The sequence below is a fragment of the Sphingobium sp. BHU LFT2 genome (genome assembly GCF_018604485.1).
GTDB classification, from domain to species: Bacteria; Pseudomonadota; Alphaproteobacteria; order Sphingomonadales; family Sphingomonadaceae; genus Sphingobium; species Sphingobium yanoikuyae_A.
This window is the reverse complement of record NZ_JAFCGW010000010.1, coordinates 59,129-75,564: the sequence shown is the minus strand read 5'-3', so window position 1 is coordinate 75,564 and position 16,436 is coordinate 59,129. Positions and strand designations below refer to the sequence as shown.

At 63.8% G+C, this 16,436-nt stretch carries 17 protein-coding genes; 8 read left to right on the top strand and 9 right to left on the bottom strand.

Features of this window, described 5'->3' with window-relative positions:
• Window positions 1-5: 5 nt before the first annotated feature.
• The 4 genes from JQK15_RS17675 to JQK15_RS17660 all read right to left on the bottom strand — a co-directional run bounded on the left by JQK15_RS17675 (window position 6) and on the right by JQK15_RS17660 (window position 5,913).
• Complete coding sequence (locus JQK15_RS17675; protein ID WP_214866658.1) at window positions 6-1,304, bottom strand: OprO/OprP family phosphate-selective porin; 1,299 nt, start codon at window positions 1,302-1,304, stop codon at window positions 6-8.
• 160 nt (window positions 1,305-1,464) lie between these two features.
• The gene (locus JQK15_RS17670) at window positions 1,465-1,809 is read right to left on the bottom strand and encodes a UrcA family protein (RefSeq protein ID WP_004207717.1); all 345 of its coding nucleotides are present in this window, start codon (window positions 1,807-1,809) and stop codon (window positions 1,465-1,467) included.
• A gap of 579 nt (window positions 1,810-2,388) precedes the next feature.
• Entirely contained in the window at window positions 2,389-3,204 is an 816-nt protein-coding gene (locus JQK15_RS17665; RefSeq protein ID WP_214866657.1) for a phosphotransferase family protein, read from the bottom strand.
• Between the two features lie 123 nt (window positions 3,205-3,327).
• Window positions 3,328-5,913, bottom strand: a complete 2,586-nt coding sequence (locus JQK15_RS17660; protein WP_214866656.1) for an autotransporter domain-containing protein — start codon at window positions 5,911-5,913, stop codon at window positions 3,328-3,330.
• Window positions 5,914-6,170: 257 nt separating this feature from the next.
• On the opposite strand from JQK15_RS17660, the gene uvrA reads away from it, so the two are divergent.
• The 3 genes from uvrA to JQK15_RS17645 all read left to right on the top strand — a co-directional run bounded on the left by uvrA (window position 6,171) and on the right by JQK15_RS17645 (window position 10,473).
• Complete coding sequence (gene uvrA, locus JQK15_RS17655) at window positions 6,171-9,083, top strand: excinuclease ABC subunit UvrA (RefSeq protein WP_214866655.1); 2,913 nt, start codon at window positions 6,171-6,173, stop codon at window positions 9,081-9,083.
• Between the two features lie 95 nt (window positions 9,084-9,178).
• A complete protein-coding gene (locus JQK15_RS17650; RefSeq protein ID WP_214866654.1) occupies window positions 9,179-9,886 on the top strand; it encodes a DUF5343 domain-containing protein in 708 nt (235 codons plus the stop codon).
• Window positions 9,883-10,473, top strand: a complete 591-nt coding sequence (locus JQK15_RS17645) for a Swt1 family HEPN domain-containing protein (RefSeq protein WP_214866653.1) — start codon at window positions 9,883-9,885, stop codon at window positions 10,471-10,473. The genes JQK15_RS17650 and JQK15_RS17645 overlap by 4 nt, the downstream gene beginning before the upstream one ends.
• 51 nt (window positions 10,474-10,524) lie before the next feature.
• On the opposite strand, the gene JQK15_RS17640 is transcribed toward JQK15_RS17645, so the two are convergent.
• Together JQK15_RS17640 and JQK15_RS17635 are read right to left on the bottom strand one after the other, a co-directional pair.
• Window positions 10,525-10,848 carry a DUF5615 family PIN-like protein gene (locus tag JQK15_RS17640; RefSeq protein ID WP_214866652.1) on the bottom strand — a complete coding sequence of 108 codons (324 nt, stop codon included), beginning with the start codon at window positions 10,846-10,848 and terminating at the stop codon, window positions 10,525-10,527.
• Complete coding sequence (locus JQK15_RS17635) at window positions 10,845-11,078, bottom strand: DUF433 domain-containing protein (RefSeq protein ID WP_214866720.1); 234 nt, start codon at window positions 11,076-11,078, stop codon at window positions 10,845-10,847. The genes JQK15_RS17640 and JQK15_RS17635 overlap by 4 nt, the downstream gene beginning before the upstream one ends.
• Between JQK15_RS17635 and relB the strand changes: the two genes are divergently transcribed.
• The 3 genes from relB to JQK15_RS17620 all read left to right on the top strand — a co-directional run bounded on the left by relB (window position 11,077) and on the right by JQK15_RS17620 (window position 13,128).
• Complete coding sequence (relB, locus tag JQK15_RS17630; protein ID WP_353047219.1) at window positions 11,077-11,328, top strand: type II toxin-antitoxin system RelB family antitoxin; 252 nt, start codon at window positions 11,077-11,079, stop codon at window positions 11,326-11,328. The genes JQK15_RS17635 and relB overlap by 2 nt on opposite strands.
• Window positions 11,329-11,616: 288 nt before the next feature.
• Complete coding sequence (locus JQK15_RS17625) at window positions 11,617-12,801, top strand: hypothetical protein (protein ID WP_214866650.1); 1,185 nt, start codon at window positions 11,617-11,619, stop codon at window positions 12,799-12,801.
• Between the two features lie 111 nt (window positions 12,802-12,912).
• Complete coding sequence (locus tag JQK15_RS17620) at window positions 12,913-13,128, top strand: cold-shock protein (RefSeq protein ID WP_037512246.1); 216 nt, start codon at window positions 12,913-12,915, stop codon at window positions 13,126-13,128.
• Between the two features lie 47 nt (window positions 13,129-13,175).
• Here JQK15_RS17620 and JQK15_RS17615 read toward each other — a convergent pair whose 3' ends face one another.
• Window positions 13,176-13,778, bottom strand: a complete 603-nt coding sequence (locus tag JQK15_RS17615) for a hypothetical protein (RefSeq protein ID WP_214866649.1) — start codon at window positions 13,776-13,778, stop codon at window positions 13,176-13,178.
• A 136-nt stretch (window positions 13,779-13,914) separates the two neighbouring features.
• Here JQK15_RS17615 and JQK15_RS17610 point away from each other — a divergent pair, with 136 nt between their 5' ends.
• Both JQK15_RS17610 and JQK15_RS17605 read left to right on the top strand, forming a co-directional pair.
• Entirely contained in the window at window positions 13,915-14,121 is a 207-nt protein-coding gene (locus JQK15_RS17610) for a hypothetical protein (protein ID WP_010336653.1), read from the top strand.
• A gap of 179 nt (window positions 14,122-14,300) precedes the next feature.
• Window positions 14,301-14,684, top strand: coding sequence for a glycine zipper 2TM domain-containing protein (locus JQK15_RS17605; RefSeq protein WP_029547555.1), 384 nt, complete (start codon window positions 14,301-14,303; stop codon window positions 14,682-14,684).
• A 58-nt stretch (window positions 14,685-14,742) separates the two neighbouring features.
• On the opposite strand, the gene JQK15_RS17600 is transcribed toward JQK15_RS17605, so the two are convergent.
• Window positions 14,743-15,675 carry an electron transfer flavoprotein subunit alpha/FixB family protein gene (locus JQK15_RS17600; RefSeq protein ID WP_214866648.1) on the bottom strand — a complete coding sequence of 311 codons (933 nt, stop codon included), beginning with the start codon at window positions 15,673-15,675 and terminating at the stop codon, window positions 14,743-14,745.
• The gene (locus JQK15_RS17595) at window positions 15,672-16,421 is read right to left on the bottom strand and encodes an electron transfer flavoprotein subunit beta/FixA family protein (protein WP_004207731.1); all 750 of its coding nucleotides are present in this window, start codon (window positions 16,419-16,421) and stop codon (window positions 15,672-15,674) included. Before JQK15_RS17595 ends, JQK15_RS17600 begins: the two co-directional genes overlap by 4 nt.
• Window positions 16,422-16,436 lie beyond the last annotated feature (15 nt).

Here is a 16,436-nt window from a genome sequence, read left to right as displayed (position 1 = left end):
CCCGCTCAATAGATCCACTGGATGCGGGTCAGCACCGTGTCGCTCTCGCCGCGCTCGCCGAACCGGTCGAGCCAGGTGTGGCCCCAGGTCGCACCGAATTTCCAGCGCGTCGTCGCCCACCAGTTAAGGCCCAGCATCGTCTTCTTGAAACGGCCGCCCTCGATGCCATTATCGTCCAGGTCCATTTCCGAATAGCGCGCCACCAGTTCCGGCGCGCCCCAGCGGCCCTTGGGTATGACGCGCCGGGCATAGCCGACATTGCGGTCATAGGGCCGGGTTTCGCCGGTCAATATCCAGCTGCCGGTAACATACCAGCCATGGAAGACCGGATCGCGAAATTCGCGCGAATTGGTCCGGTTCAATATATATTCGCCCAGGAACGACACCGGCCCGACATTCAGCAGCGCCTCGCCGGCAAAGCCGTCGCTGCTCTGCGCCGCGAATCTCCCGGTGTCGATCGCGACGTCGCCGACATTGGTTTCCGCCCGGCCGCTATAGCGGATCGTGCCGTCCGCCGCCGCATGGCGATAGGCCACGCCGACATGCAGGAACTCATTGCGGTCCGGCACGTCCCAGATCAGCCCGGTCATGCGCGCCGAATAGTCCCAGCCACGATCAGTCGAGCTGCCGAAATCCCAGCTATCCTTGTAGGCGCCCGCCGAAAAGGTCGCCGCCTTGTTCGCGCCCAGCACCTGGACGAAGCGGACGCCGAAATTGCGCGACGTGAAAAAGGGCGTCAGCACGCGCTCGCTATGCGGCAGGTTCGCCGAATCCCCGACCATTTCGTAGGAGAATGTCTCCTTGGTCTTGCCCAGCGTCATCTTGGTGCGGCTGCCCAGCGGAAAGGTCAGCGACGCGTCGGTCAGCTTCCATTTCTGCTCGGGGTTGGTGTCGAACCCCTTATATTCGCCGCTGACCTGATAGCTCACCCGATAGTCGCCGCCGACCGATCCGATCAGGCTGAGCCGCGCCGATCGCACCTGAAACTCATTCTCCTGCCGGCCGATCTGGCTTTCATTGACCGCATCCTGGCTGAAATCGGTCCAGTCGCCGATCAGCGACAGGCCCAGCCGGATCTTGAAGAAGGGCAGTTCCTTGTTCGGGTCGGCGGGCTTGGCCGGCGCGAAATCGGGGACGACATAGCTCGGCGTCTCGTCCACCGCATGCACGTCGCCGCCGCTATGATGGCCGATCGGTTCGTAGAGCGATTCCGTGCTCTGCGCCCAGGCATCGGGCGCGCATAGCCCCCCGGCCATCAGCATTGCCATGATGACGGGCGAAGTGCCGGGAAGACGCGCGCGCATGACCTATTTCCCCTTGAACCTGTCCCTTCTGATCGTCGCAAATCCGGAGGTCCGCCATCGGGGGAAATACCGAGAATGGCCGGGGCGACGGGCCTTTTCCCACGCAAAAAGGGCCCGGCTCGCGCCAGGCCCTCTCCCTCCCTTGGCGGGATGCGGATGGTCAGTTGCCGACCACCGGCCGGGCATCCTTGGCATCGGCATAGCGCTCGTTGGTCTGGGCGCGGGCGATGGCGGTCGCGATCGGCGCCTCGACCTGGGCGATCGCCGCCGCGCGGCACGCGCTCATGGTATTGATGTCGGTGCTAAAGCAGACCCGGCTGGCCGCGCGGGAGATGCGGGTGCGCAGTTCCTGCTGGTCGGCGTGGCGCGTGAGGTCCAGGTCGCCGAAGCGGACCTCGGTGGTGCGACCGTTGGACGTGAACTCCTCGGCCGAAGCGATGCCGGAACCTGCCAGCAGGGCGGCGGCGGCGCTGAGCGCGGTGATGATCTTGGCGGTGGCGAACATGGCGTGTCTCCTCAAAACTGTCATGGCATCCGGCCTGCGTCGTCAGGGGGCGTCGACGCGCCGGATGCGAACGGTTCGGCGGGGGTCTTGTGGGGGCGTTGCGCCATATCCCGTTCGCCCATCCTGTGTACGCGCCCGGCCCTCTCGCCGCCCGTCCGCTTCGACCGGCAACCCCCGGCATCGGCCAACGACCGATCCATCGACCAAGCGCGGATTTGCGGGGACGAACGACGGGACGAATGCCATTCGTCTGCGAAACGACATCCTATTCCCTAGGGGAAATTACGGAGATTCAAGGAAAGCGGACATGAAAACGCCCCCGGCGCAAGGGAATGCCGGGGGCGTATCCGGATGCTGTCGGGCACTCCAGATCTTGTCTCAACTGTTACCGTCAACACGGCACCATCGGCCGTGAACCGTCGCTTAACGCGCTGCTCTCTGGCCTGTTTCGATGTCAGAATAACGACAGGACCGATGCTGCGCACGCCGCTTCGATAACCGGGGCACAGCATCCGCCGGGCGGCATCGGGCGCGGACGAACCGCCCACCGCCATCCACCAACGACATCGCGCGCCGTTATCAGGCGTCCAGCGGCGGCAATCCGGCGCGCGCCAACGCGTCCGCCAGATAGGCAGCAAAGGCGGCATCCCGGCCGGGCAGACGGTGCCGCAGCCAGGCCAGCCCCACCAGTCCCCGCCAGGCATTGAGCGCATCCGGCTCCATCCCCGCCAGCTTGCGATAGCGCCCGACATAATAGGCCGTCGTCGCATCGCGCAGCTTGCCCTCCAGCCGCCCGGCCGACTGCCCCGGCCCGAAGCGCATCAACATCTCGCTGCGCACCACATCGGCCGCCGGGGCCGATCGCGCCGCCTTGGACCAGTCGATCACCGCCAGCCCGTCGCCGCTGACGATCAGATTGGCCGGATGCAGGTCGCCATGGGACAGCCGCTCGCCCTCGATCAACTGGTCCAGCCGGTCGATCGCCGCCGCGCGCAGCCGATCGCCGATCGGCGCCATCTCGATATCCTCGGCCAAGATCGCCTTGCGGCTGCGCAGTTCGGGCAGGTCATGTGCATGGATGGCCCGCTGCAACGCCGCCATCGCGCCCATCGCCCAGCCGATCCGATGGGGATGGCGGACGATATGATGGAGCAGGTTCGGCCCCTCTATCTCGCTATAGATGATGCCCTGCCGCCCGCCAGCCTCCGCGCGCCCGAACACGCGCGGCACCGGCAGGCCGGTCGCCTGGATCGCCTGCGCCGTCGCATGTTCGCGGGCGATGATCCCGGCGTCGACGCCCTCATGGAATAGTTTGAGCACCCGCCCCCCGTCCAGCCGATAGACCGCGGCGGAAGCGCCCTCGGCAATGAAGGTGGAAGGATCGGGCAGGCTCATGCCCCTCGCCTGTGCCGCACCCGAACAGGCTTGACCAGTGTTTTTGCGCCGATACGCGCCATCAGCGACGCGACAACTCGTCCGCCCCTTCGCCCGCGACCCGCTCGCTCCTACCCCACCGCGCTAGAAGCGGAAGGACAGATTCCCCCGCCACTGCCAGCTCGACAGGCCGCCCGATCCGATCCCGTAATATTCGCCTGATCCGATCAGCGCGACATTGCCGCGCAACTGGATGCGCGTGCCGAACCGGACCGATCCGGTCGCCGGCGTGGTCGCGATCAGGCGCAGGTCCGGCCCCAGGACACGGCCGCCATTGGGGCGCAGATAGGCAAAATCGACGCCACCCTCGACATAGGGGGTGATGACCATATCATCCGATCGGAACGGCCGGCTGATCTCCAGCGACGTCGCCACCGCGCCATAATCATAGCGCGCATCGCCCTGCAGCACGCGCAGGTCGATATTGCCCACCTGCCCCTGCAGGACATAATTGTCGTGCCAGATGCTGGCATAGCTCCACGACAGGCGGGGCCGCAGCAGGAAGCTGCCGATCGGGCGCTGCGCGCTCATCCCGACCGTGCCCGACAGGGTGAAGCTGTCATGCTTGCCCGACAGCATCAGCACATGCTGTTCATATTCGCCGAAATTGAGGCCGATGCTGGCATCCAGCACCACGTCCGAATTTGCCATCCGATGCACCATATAGGGCTTCACCGTGATGGAATCGGCCTGCTGGCGCATGCCGCCATTGAAGGATGTATAATCCGAATTGCCGAACTGGATGGCCAGGCCGGCAACCGTGCGCTTGTCGATCCAGCGATCCAGGCCAATATTATACTGGTTCGCGCTGCCCCTGGTCCGGGCGCCGGAACGGTCATCCTTCAGCGTCGAATAGCTCCATTCTCCCCAGGCGGTCCAGCGCCGGCGGGCATTGGCTGCAATCCGGCAGGCCTTCTCGACCAGTTGCGGATCGCCCCGCAGCCGGCCTTCACGCCCGGCCCGGCAGACCTCATCGGCGGTCATCAGCATCGGGCGCCGCTCGTCACGGCCCGGCGCGACACCGGTCGGCGCAATCGGCGGCAGCGTCTCGGGGCGCGGCCGCTGTATCGGCCGCACGGTCGGCCCGCCCACGTCCGGATCAGGATGCAGGCCCGGCGTCACCGTATCCGGGTCAGGTCGCAAGCCCGGCGTCACCGTGTCCGGATCAGGACGCAAGCCCGGCGTCACCGTATCCGGATCAGGCCGCAGACCCGGCGTCACCGTATCCGGGTCAGGCCGCAAGCCCGGCGTCACCGTATCCGGATCAGGCCGCAAACCCGGCGTCACCGTATCAGGATCGGGCCGTAGTCCCGGCGTCACCGTATCCGGGTCAGGCCGCAGACCCGGCGTCACCGTATCCGGATTGGGCCGCAGGCCCGGCGTCACCGTATCCGGATCAGGACGCAGTCCCGGCGTCACCGTATCCGGATCAGGACGCAAGCCCGGCGTCACCGTATCCGGATCAGGCCGCAAGCCCGGCGTCACCGTATCCGGATCAGGCCGCAAGCCCGGCGTTACCGTATCCGGATCAGGGCGCAGACCCGGCGTTACCGTATCCGGATCAGGACGCAGTCCAGGCGTTACCGTGTCCGGATCAGGCCGCAGTCCCGGCGTCACCGTGTCCGGATCAGGACGCAGACCCGGCGTTACCGTGTCCGGGTCAGGCCGCAGGCCCGGCGTCACCGTATCCGGGTCAGGCCGCAGACCCGGCGTCACCGTATCCGGATCGGGCCGCAAGCCCGGCGTCACCGTATCCGGATCGGGTCGCAATTCGGGTGTCGGTGTATCAGGGTCCGGGCGGACTTCCGGCGTCACTGTGTCAGGATCCGGCCGCGCCTCCGGCGTGATGGGAACCGGTACCGGCCGCAATTCGGGCGTGACGATTTCGGGATCAGGATGCAATTCCGGCGTCACCGTATCCGGATCGGGCCGCAGACCCGGCGTCACTGTATCCGGATCGGGCCGCAGCCCCGGTGTCACCGTGTCCGGATCAGGCCGCAACTCCGGCGTCACCGTGTCCGGATCAGGCCGCAACTCCGGCGTCACCGTATCCGGATCGGGCCGCAGCCCCGGCGTCACTGTATCGGGGTTCGGGCGCAGTTCCGGCGTCACGGTCTCGGGCAAGGGCCGCAATCCGGGCGTGATCAAATCCGGATTGGGGCGCAACCCCGGCGTTACCGTATCCGGCAAGGGGCGCAGGCCGGGCGTCACCGTGTCCGGGTTCGGCCGCAATTCCGGCGTGATCAGATCGGGCAGTTCCGGGTCGGGCCGGTTCCAGTGATCGGGGAAATTGATGCCGCCCGGATGCTGGTCGGCCGAATCGACGAAATTGTCATATTCCGCATATTCGGTGCGAATATGGGCGAACAGATTATGGGTGCCGCCATTTTCCCGCACGATGGGCGATACCGTCAGGTGCAGGCCGGTATCGGGCTGGGTCCAACTGTCCACCCGCTCCCCGGTCTCGGGAAAGACGACGAAAAACTCGCCCGGATCGACACCGGACAGCCACACCGAATGGTCCTTGCCCTCGGTCCAGCCCAGGAAGATGATCCGCCCCGCGGGCGTCTCGCTCTGGGCCATGGCCCCGGTCGTCGCCAATGTCATGCCCGCGACGCTGCCCGCCACGCTCAGGACGCCCGCATGCCAATGGAGCCGCCAATAGGTCATGCCCCGTTTCTACGTGCGATCCCATAGCCGCGGCCATCCATGGAAACCCCGAGACAGGCCGAGACGCGCCCGCAGCCGAACCAGAAACGCCCTCCGGCCGGCGCAGCGCGCCATCGTCCACGCCCGCCCATCTTCCCCTGGCCGCTCCCCCTTCCTATCTTGCCTTCCGACCGGGCAACGCCCCTTGCCCCCACGGAACAAATCTGGAACAACGCCCCCATGAGTCTGACCCATATTTCGAAGCAGAGGTTTACCGAATGCTGACCCACATCAGCGTCCGCGGCGCGCGCGAGCACAACCTCAAGGGCGTGGACGTCGATCTGCCCCGCGACAGCCTGATCGTCATCACCGGCCTCTCGGGCTCGGGCAAGTCCAGCCTCGCCTTCGACACCATCTATGCCGAGGGGCAGCGCCGCTATGTGGAGTCGCTCTCCGCCTATGCGCGCCAGTTCCTGGAGATGATGCAGAAGCCCGATGTCGAGCATATCGAGGGCCTCAGCCCCGCCATCTCGATCGAGCAGAAGACCACCAGCCGCAACCCGCGCTCCACGGTCGCGACCGTCACCGAGATTTACGACTATATGCGCCTGCTCTGGGCGCGCGTGGGCATCCCCTATTCGCCCGCCACCGGCGAGCCGATCAGCGCGCAAACTGTCTCGCAGATGGTAGACCGGGTGATGCTCCTGCCCGAAGGCACCCGTTTCTACCTGCTCGCCCCGGTCGTGCGCGGGCGGAAGGGCGAGTATCGCAAGGAACTGGCCGAGTGGCAGAAGGCGGGCTACACCCGCGTCCGCATCGACGGCGAGCTTTACCTGATCGAGGATGCCCCCGCCCTCGACAAGAAATACAAGCATGACATCGAAGTCGTGGTCGATCGCCTGGCGGTCAATGCCGACATGGCCACCCGCCTCGCCGACAGCTTCGAGCAGGCGTTGAAGCTCGCCGACGGCCTCGCCTTCGTCGACCTGGCCGAAGGTGTCGTCCCCGGCCGGGAAGACGAAGCCCAGTCCGCAGGCAAGATGAAGAATGCCGGCATCCCCGCCAACCGCATCGTCTTTTCCGAGAAATTCGCCTGCCCGGTCAGCGGCTTCACCATTCCCGAGATCGAGCCGCGCCTCTTCTCCTTCAACGCGCCGATGGGCGCCTGCCCGGCCTGCGACGGCCTGGGCGAGCGGCAGGAGTTCGACCCTGAACTGGTCGTCCCCAACGAAGCCCTATCGCTCAAGAAGGGCGCCGTCGTCCCCTGGGCCAAGTCCAACCCGCCCAGCCCCTATTATATGCAGGTGCTCGGCTCCCTCGCCAAGGAATTCGGCTTCAGCCTCGACACCCCCTGGGCCGATCTGCCGGGCGAAGTGAAGCTCATCATCCTCCACGGCACCGGCGGCAAGCCCGTCACCCTGCGCTTCGTCGATGGCAAGAAAAGCTACGAGGTCAAGAAGCCGTTCGAGGGCGTGATCGGCAACCTCAACCGCCGCCTGCTCCAGACCGAAAGCGCCTGGATGCGCGAGGAATTAGCCAAGTACCAGACCGCCATGCCCTGCGAAACCTGCCACGGCGCCCGCCTCAAGCCCGAGGCGCTCGCGGTCAAGATCGCCGGCGAGGACATCTCCGTCTCCACCCGCCGCTCGGTGGTGGACGCGCTCGCCTTCTTCACCGCGATGCCCGACGCGCTCAATGACCAGCAGAACCAGATCGCCCGCGCCATCCTCAAGGAAATTGTCGAGCGCCTCGGCTTCCTCAACAATGTCGGCCTCGACTATCTGAACCTCGACCGCACATCAGGCACCCTGTCAGGCGGCGAAAGCCAGCGCATCCGCCTCGCCAGCCAGATCGGCTCGGGCCTCTCGGGCGTCCTCTACGTCCTCGACGAACCCTCGATCGGCCTGCACCAGCGCGACAATGACCGGCTGCTCGTCACCCTCAAGCGCCTGCGCGACCTCGGCAACAGCGTCATCGTCGTCGAGCATGACGAGGATGCGATCCGCCACGCCGACTATATTGTCGACATGGGGCCGGGCGCCGGCGTCCATGGCGGCACCATCGTCGCCCAGGGCACCCTGCCCGAACTCTTGGCGCACAAGGACAGCCTGACCGCAGACTATCTCAACGGCACCCGCCGCATCGAAGTCCCGGCCAAGCGCCGCAAGGGCTCGGGCAAGAAGCTCACCGTCCACAATGCCCGCGCCAACAATCTCACCGGCGTCACCGCGTCGATACCCTTAAGCACCTTCACCTGCATCACCGGCGTGTCGGGATCGGGCAAGTCCAGCTTCACCATCGACACCCTCTACGCCGCCAGCGCCCGCACCCTCAACGGTGCCCGCATCGTCGCCGGCCCGCATGACAAGATCACGGGCCTGGAAAATTGCGACAAGGTGATCGACATCGACCAGTCGCCGATCGGCCGCACCCCGCGCTCCAACCCGGCCACCTATACCGGCGCCTTCACCAATATCCGCGACTGGTTCGCCGGCCTCCCCGAAGCGCAGGCGCGCGGCTACAAGCCGGGCCGTTTCAGCTTCAACGTCAAGGGCGGCCGCTGCGAAGCCTGCCAGGGCGACGGCGTGCTCAAGATCGAGATGCACTTCCTCCCCGACGTCTATGTCACCTGCGACGTCTGCCACGGCGCCCGCTACAACCGCGAGACGCTGGAGGTGAAGTTCAAGGGGATGAGCATCGCCGACGTGCTCGACATGACGGTCGAGGATGCGGTCGAATTCTTCAAGGCCGTGCCGCCGATCCGCGACAAGATGGCGATGCTCGCCGAAGTGGGCCTTGGCTATATCAAGGTCGGCCAGCAAGCCACCACCCTGTCGGGCGGCGAAGCCCAGCGCGTCAAGCTCGCCAAGGAATTGTCGCGCCGCGCCACCGGCAACACCCTCTATATCCTCGACGAACCCACCACCGGCCTGCATTTCGAGGATGTCCGCAAGCTGCTGGAAGTCCTCCACGCCCTGGTCGAACAGGGCAACAGCGTCGTGGTGATCGAGCATAATTTGGACGTCATCAAGACGGCGGATTATATCATCGACATGGGCCCCGAAGGCGGCGTGAAAGGCGGCGAAGTCGTCGCACAGGGCACGCCCGAGCAGGTGGTGAAGGAGCCGCGGAGCTTTACCGGGCGCTATCTGGCGCCGCTGCTGGGGCTGGAGGCTGTGGCGGCGGAGTGATTTTCCGCCGTCAACATAACTCATTTAAAATTGATACAAAAATGCATTTGCCAGCCATTTGAATACAAATACAATTACCCCGACAATGGGGGATAATGATGGCCAACACTGTTGATGCACCAGCTGCAGCGAGCACGCTTCCGGAAGAAGGGAATGGAGCAAAAGACAAGGCAGAGCGCCGGGAGATCAAAGGAGGAATTCCTTATAGCACATCTCCGGGCGTATTTAAAAAAGCCCTCGAATTAATCATCCCTGCGGAACGGCCGGACAAGTTCGGTGCAAACTACATGGAAACAATCCTAAAGCTGACCGGCGGCTCTGCTCGGACGGTTCCTCCGATGCTCAAAAAGATGCAATTTTTGGGACCGGATGGCACACCAACGCTCCTTTACTCTAAATTCAAGACGGATGGCGGCCGAACGCAAGCTGCTTACGAAGGATTAAGAAACGCATTCACTGAGCTATTTCGTCGAAATGAGTATATTCACAAAGCCGATGAGAATGGCGTCAAGGACACAATTGTCGAAATTACTGGATTGAAAAGATCCGATCCCATTGTCCGATTGATGTATCAGAGCTTTGATGCGGTTCGAGGATTTATACATGGAGATATTACTCAATCCCTAGAGGAAACACCCTCTCCTCCAACCGCCGAAGATCAAACCACCACTCCAACAATGACCCGATCTAAAACCGGACATCTCGGTATTTCTTACAATATAAATATTATTTTGCCTGAAACTGATAATATATCCGTATTTAATGCTATATTTAAGTCCCTTAATGAGAATCTTCTAAAATGAATGAAAATCGCCTTGAGCTATTTTTCTTAAAATCAGCGGTGATCACTCGCGATCTAAATTTGGTAATGGCTCATCAAAATTTGAGCGCCAGCAGGGGATCCTTAGAAGCACAGGCAGATTCACTAGTCTCTGACTATTTAAAACAAGTTGATTATAGAATCACAATTGATGCAGAAAGAATGAGCGAATTCTATAGATTATTCTATATACTTGAGAATGACATTAGAGATTTAATCGAAGAAACACTTGAAGATAGTAAAGGAATAGATTGGTGGAATACGGTAGTTCCACAATTTGTTCGTGATAATGCAAAGAAGAATTTAGATAGAGAGGCGGCAGAAGGCCTACCACCAAGATCAGAACGCCACCTTGATTACACGACGTTTGGCGAACTTGGAGAGATAATAAAAGAAAATTGGGAAGTTTTTTCTGGAATGTTTTCAAATGCTTCTCGAAATCGCGTTCTGCGCGTTATCAACCGGCTTAATTTGGTGAGAGGCCCCATAGCTCACTGCAACATGCTCCCAGAGGAAGAGGCGATACGATTAAAGCTCGCTGTTCGCGATTGGTACAAATTAATGGAGTGACATTGGCGCCTTTATCACACCGATGGGATTCCGCCGATCCGATCTCCAATCTTACCGCACCTCCACCAACCGCTCACCATCCCCCAGCAGTACTTCAATCCGCCCCCACCTCGGCTCCAGCCAAGTCACCAAAGCCTTGTTCGTGGCATTCCCGCACCGCAACCACAGCAACGCAAACCGATCCGGCAGGCGTAGCAGGACGAAATCCTCATCCTTACTCACCAGCACCGCGCCATCAGCCTCGGCGCGCGCAGCGATCGCGACATCATTCGCCGCAATCATGTCGATCTCGGACACATGCACCGCCTCATACCCATGATCGCGCAACCACCGGCACAGGGCCGGCGGAAGTTGCGCGTCGATCAGGAATTTCATTCGGCGGCAAGCACCACCGGATGATCGGCCATAGCAGCGGCATAAGCCAGCGCCGCGCGCACATCATCCTCGCTGAGATAGGGAAAATCGGCGACAATCTCGTCCACGCTCGCCCCACCGGCCAGCATCTCCAATATATCGCTCACCCGCATCCGTGTTCCGGCCACGATCGGCCGTCCGCCGCAAATGGCGGGATCAACAGCGATACGGGGAAAGCCTGCCAGTGTCATGACCGACAAACTATCAGACAAGCCGCCGCCCTGCTATAGTGCGACGATGCCCAAGGATGACGCCTTCTCCGACGACGATCTGGTCCCGCCCGACCTGCGCGGACCGGAAGACCCGGTCGCCTATGATCTATGGTTCCGGACCCAGGTCGAAGCCGCCCTCGCCAGCGACAAGCCGCGCATCCCGCACGAAGAGGTAATGCGCAGGATGCAAGCGATCATCGACCGGCGCAAAGGCCAGCAATATCCCTGATCGCCGTGGCAATCGCTACGCAGGAATTGGTCTCCAGTGCGTCCAGACGGAGCCGGAGTCGAAGACGACCGCAGGGCAAAAGTGTGATCTTTCGAGTACCTCGAACCGAGACACGGGTCTCGGTTCGACGCAGCGTACTTCAAGTACGTGAGCACCGGAACGCAGAAAGGCGCGCTTTGCAGGCCCGTATGGGCGCGCTGGTGGCCAATTCCTATTCCGCTGTCCTACAGCCCGGCTTTCTGCCTACCCTTCCGGCAACGCGTCCTCTTTCCCTGAAAGGGCCTTGCCATGTCCTGCGCATTTCCGCCGATCACGCCGCCCCTGCCGGACACCATCCCCACGCCCGATCCGCAACGGCGGGTCGATGGCTGGAGCCCGGCGCGCCAGCGGCGCTTCCTGGAGATACTCGCCGCCACCGGCGTCATCATGCTCGCCTGCGAAGGGGTGCGCATCACCGCGCGCTCGGCCTATACATTGCGCATCCGCCATGACGGCGCCGCCTTTCGCCTGGGCTGGGACGCCGCGATCCTGATCGCCCGCGCCCGCCTGGCCGACGATCTCCTGTCGCGCGCGATCATGGGCAGCGAGGAGACCATCCGCAAGGATCCCGACAATTACGAAGTCCGCCGCCACCGCCATGACAATCGCCTCGCCATGTCGATGCTCGCGCGGCTCGATCGCATGGCCGACAGCCCGCCCGAAGGGTCGGACGCCGCGCTCGCCCGCGTCGTGGCCCAGGATTTCACCGCCTATCTCGACCTGATCTGCCCGGCCGAGGAGGCCGACAAGGAATCCGAACTGATCGGCCTGCCGCGCACCGGCATGGAGCGCATGGCCCGCGACATGGCCGACGCCCGCATGCTCAATGGCGACCAGCCCGAGACACCCGAACCCGTCGCGCCGGAGGCCGCAACCGCCCTCGCCCCCGCCGCCTCGGTCGCGCTCTTCATCGCCGCCCGGCTGGCGCTCCAGCCCGGTGCCAGGCGCCCGCCTGTCCAGCCCGGAATCTCGCCCTTTTCCGACCGCAATGAACGGTGTGAACTTCGCCCCCATATCCACCGCGCCGACCTGCCGCCGGAGGAGGCCGCGACCCGTTTGCGCGGCGTCTGGTGGGATGAGGATCGCCAGGAATTGCGCACCGATTACCCCGCCCCGCCCGGCTTCACCGGCGACCAGAGCGAGGATTATTACGATATCGACGAGTATGACCGCGCCCTGACACAAGCCGAGGAGGCCGCCTATGCCGCGGAGTTGGAGGCGCAGGCCCGCCCCTATGAGGAGGCCGCCACCCGCGCCCGCGACGCCCGTTTCGGCTTCGCGCCAGGCAGCGACGAGGAAATCGCCGTCCTGGAAGCGGCGGGCTACGAGCTTCTGAGCGAGGAGGAGGAAGAGGAGGACGCGGCGGCAGACCCCGCCGAAACGGCCAGTGATTTGCCAGGACGCCCGCAATGCCGTACAAGGGCGCTGCTATAGTCGCAAATCGACGGTCTTCGGCGCTTTGCGGCACCTATCTCCCTCTTTCCCTGCCCCTCTAGCGACCCGGCGTGCCCGCCATGGGTCCGCCGCATGAAAGAAGGAAATATCATGAGCAGCATCACCGGAACCGTGAAGTTCTTCAACGCCGACAAGGGCTATGGCTTCATCGAGCCCGACACCGGCGGCCAGGACGCGTTCGTCCACATCAGCGCCGTCGAGCGCGCCGGCCTCGCCACCCTGCGCGAGAAGGACCGCGTGTCCTATGACCTGGAGCAGGACAAGCGCGGCAAGATGGCCGCGGTGAACATCGCCCACGCCGAATAATCAGCCGATCGGGCCGGGCGCCACCTCACCGTGGCGCCCGATCCCGCTCAGATATAATCCTCGGCAATGCTGGCGCCGAGCAGGATCAGGTTCGCCGCGATCAGCATCGCCATGTTCGCGCGCCGGCTCCGCACCCGCAACAGCGCGACCAGCAGGGTCAGCAGCCCCACCAGCCCGCCCAGCAGGATCGGCGCGGCATAGGGGGCAAGCGGCCCGGCGGGGGCATCGGCCACCGGCCTTACCTCTTCCAGCACGCCCTGGCCGATCGTGACCGCGACATTGGCCAGCAGCAGCCCGCCGATCACCATCCGCTTCTGCCGGTCATACCAGTCGTCGAAATCGGGCCATTGTTCCGGCTCGTCGGGAAAGATCAGCGACGCGGCAAGATGATAGACGCCCACGATCGCCAGCACCACGACCAGCGTCAGATAGCTCGCATCCATCTGGTCCCGCATGATATAGGCGCTGCCCCAGAAGCTGGTGAGGTCCACCAGCACGAACAGCCCCAGCAGCGGCGTCAGCCAGCCGATCCGCACCGGCTTGGCGGTCCGCTTGAGCTTGAGCGCACGGGCAAAGCCGCCCAGCACCTCGGCGATCGCCAGCCCCAGCAGCAGCCCGAACACCGCGAACACCAGATCGAATGCCGACATTGCCACCCCCTTGTCACGGCGGCCCCCGCCACCGTCCGTCGCAAGACTAGCAAGGCCCGTCGCGGACGCAATCATGCTCGGAACCCTTGCCGCCGACGCCGGTTCTTTTCCCCGACTGGCAACCAAGGAGTTCCCCATGATCCGCACCCTGATTTTCGGCGCCATCGCCGGCTATGTCGGCAAGAAGCTCTATGACGACGGCAAGCTGACCGAGTTCAAGGACGACCTCGTCGCCCGCTACAACGACGCCAAGGCCAAGCTGGAGGACCAGCGCATCCAGGACAGCCCGGCCCCGGTCGTCACCCCGGCCACGGCCAGCGGCGCCTCGCCCCTGGCCCATTAAGCCCCATTGTCTCGGCGGCGCGTCCCCTCGACGCGCCGTTGATGCCGTCCGCTCGCTGCCGCACTCCCCTCTCGATGGCAGCGGCGGGCGGTTTCGCGTTTCTGATCAGTATCTTGGCGCAACCTTCGCGTCGCTTGCGGGTTCTCCTCCCGACAGGGAAAAGAAGAGGAGACTATCCCGTGCGTACCCCCATAATGGCGCTTGCCGCCCTTGCCATGCTCCCGCTCGGCGCCTGCGCCTCGGACAATTATGGCGGCGGCTATGGCTATGACCGCCCCGGCGGCTACAACCGCCCGCCCGGCGGCCGTGACCGCGACCGGGATCGCCGCCCGCCGCGCCGCCATCTCGGCGACAATGACCAGATCTACCGCGACCGCGACGGCCGCTATTATTGCAAGCGGGATGACGGCACCACCGGCACCATCGTCGGCGCCCTTGCCGGCGGCGTGCTCGGCAATGTCATCGCTCCCGGCGGTTCCAAGACGCTCGGCACCATCCTGGGCGGCGCCGGCGGCGCCCTTGCCGGCCGGGCGATCGACAAGAACGACATCAACTGCGAATAGCCAAAAAAAGGGCGTGGGGATCGCTCCCCACGCCCTTTCCTACTCAAGCCAATTCGGCTTACAGCTTGCCGGTCAGTTCGGGCACCACCTTGAACAGATCACCGACCAGGCCGATGTCGGCCACCTGGAAGATCGGCGCATCCTCATCCTTGTTGATGGCGACAATGGTCTTGCTGTCCTTCATGCCGGCAAGGTGCTGGATCGCGCCGGAAATGCCGACCGCGATATAGACTTCCGGGGCGACGATCTTGCCGGTCTGGCCGACCTGATAGTCGTTGGGGACATAGCCCGCATCGACCGCCGCGCGCGAGGCACCGACGGCCGCGCCCAGCTTGTCGGCCAGCGGCATGATATATTCCTCGAAGGTCGGACCGTCCTTCAGCGCGCGGCCACCCGACACGATGATCTTGGCGCTGGTCAGCTCGGGGCGTTCCAGCTTGGCGATCTCGGCGCCGACGAAAGAGGAAATGCCCTTGTCGCCGGTCGAGGCCACGGCTTCCACCGCACCATTGCCGCCGTCCTTGGCCGCCTTTTCAAAGGCCGTTCCGCGAACGGTGATGACCTTCTTGGCGTCCTTCGACTTGACCGTGGCAATCGCGTTGCCGGCATAGATCGGGCGGGTGAAGGTATCTTCGCTCTCGACCGACAGAATGTCGCTGATCTGCATCACGTCCAGCAGGGCGGCGACGCGCGGCGCGATATTCTTGCCGTTGCTGGTGGCCGGCGCGACGAACGCGTCATGATGGCCCATCAGTTCGACGATCAGCGGCGCGACATTCTCTGCCAGCGCATGGCCAAAGGCCGCGTCGTCGGCGACATGGACCTTGCCCACGCCGGCGATCTTGGCGGCTTCGGCGGCAACGCCGTCGACGCCCTGGCCAGCGACCAACAGATGGACTTCGCCCAGCTTGGCTGCAGCGGTCACGGCGGAAAGGGTCGCGTCCTTGACGGCGCCGCCCTCATGTTCAACCCAAACGAGCGTCTTCGTCATGCTGCAACTCCCAGAGCCTTGAGCTTGGCCACCAGTTCATCGACATCGGCAACCTTGATGCCGGCCGAGCGCTTGGGCGGTTCGGAGACCTTGAGCGTCTCCAGACGGGCGGCGATATCGACGCCGTAATCAGCCGGGGTCTTGTTCGCCAGCGGCTTGGACTTGGCCTTCATGATGTTCGGCAGCGACGCATAGCGCGGCTCGTTGAGGCGCAGGTCGGTGGTGATGATCGCCGGGGTGTTGAGCTTCACCGTCTCCAGGCCGCCATCGACTTCGCGGGTGACGTTGACCTTGTCGCCCTCGACCTCAACCTTGCTGGCAAAGGTGCCCTGCGGCAGGTTCAGCAGCGCGGCGAGCATCTGGCCGGTCTGGTTGCTGTCATCGTCGATCGCCTGCTTGCCCAGGATGATCAGGCCAGCGCCTTCCTCTTCCTGAACCTTGGCGAGCAGCTTGGCGACACCCAGCGGTTCAACCTCATCATCGGTCTGGATCAGGATGGCGCGGTCCGCGCCCATCGCCAGCGCCGTGCGCAGCGTTTCCTGCGCCTTGGCGACGCCGATCGATACCGCCACGACCTCGGTCGCCGCGCCCTTTTCCTTCAGGCGAATGGCTTCCTCGACGGCGATTTCGTCGAACGGGTTCATGCTCATCTTGACGTTGGCCAGGTCCACGCCCGTGCCATCCGCCTTCACGCGCGGCTTTACGTTGTAATCGATAACCCGCTTCACGGGCACAAGGATCTTCATTTCAACATCCTCCAT

Bases quoted from the DNA above. Each gene is read 5' to 3' on its own strand.
- JQK15_RS17650 (WP_214866654.1), top strand. From the start codon at position 9,179: ATGATGGCCAACACTGTTGATGCACCAGCTGCAGCGAGCACGCTTCCG.
- JQK15_RS17645 (WP_214866653.1), top strand. From the start codon at position 9,883: ATGAATGAAAATCGCCTTGAGCTATTTTTCTTAAAATCAGCGGTGATC.
- JQK15_RS17595 (WP_004207731.1), bottom strand. From the start codon at position 16,421: ATGAAGATCCTTGTGCCCGTGAAGCGGGTTATCGATTACAACGTAAAG.
- JQK15_RS17640 (WP_214866652.1), bottom strand. From the start codon at position 10,848: ATGAAATTCCTGATCGACGCGCAACTTCCGCCGGCCCTGTGCCGGTGG.
- JQK15_RS17620 (WP_037512246.1), top strand. From the start codon at position 12,913: ATGAGCAGCATCACCGGAACCGTGAAGTTCTTCAACGCCGACAAGGGC.
- JQK15_RS17675 (WP_214866658.1), bottom strand. From the start codon at position 1,304: ATGCGCGCGCGTCTTCCCGGCACTTCGCCCGTCATCATGGCAATGCTG.
- JQK15_RS17610 (WP_010336653.1), top strand. From the start codon at position 13,915: ATGATCCGCACCCTGATTTTCGGCGCCATCGCCGGCTATGTCGGCAAG.
- JQK15_RS17665 (WP_214866657.1), bottom strand. From the start codon at position 3,204: ATGAGCCTGCCCGATCCTTCCACCTTCATTGCCGAGGGCGCTTCCGCC.
- JQK15_RS17635 (WP_214866720.1), bottom strand. From the start codon at position 11,078: ATGACACTGGCAGGCTTTCCCCGTATCGCTGTTGATCCCGCCATTTGC.
- JQK15_RS17615 (WP_214866649.1), bottom strand. From the start codon at position 13,778: ATGTCGGCATTCGATCTGGTGTTCGCGGTGTTCGGGCTGCTGCTGGGG.
- JQK15_RS17600 (WP_214866648.1), bottom strand. From the start codon at position 15,675: ATGACGAAGACGCTCGTTTGGGTTGAACATGAGGGCGGCGCCGTCAAG.
- JQK15_RS17660 (WP_214866656.1), bottom strand. From the start codon at position 5,913: ATGACCTATTGGCGGCTCCATTGGCATGCGGGCGTCCTGAGCGTGGCG.
- relB (WP_353047219.1), top strand. From the start codon at position 11,077: ATGACCGACAAACTATCAGACAAGCCGCCGCCCTGCTATAGTGCGACG.
- uvrA (WP_214866655.1), top strand. From the start codon at position 6,171: ATGCTGACCCACATCAGCGTCCGCGGCGCGCGCGAGCACAACCTCAAG.
- JQK15_RS17670 (WP_004207717.1), bottom strand. From the start codon at position 1,809: ATGTTCGCCACCGCCAAGATCATCACCGCGCTCAGCGCCGCCGCCGCC.
- JQK15_RS17625 (WP_214866650.1), top strand. From the start codon at position 11,617: ATGTCCTGCGCATTTCCGCCGATCACGCCGCCCCTGCCGGACACCATC.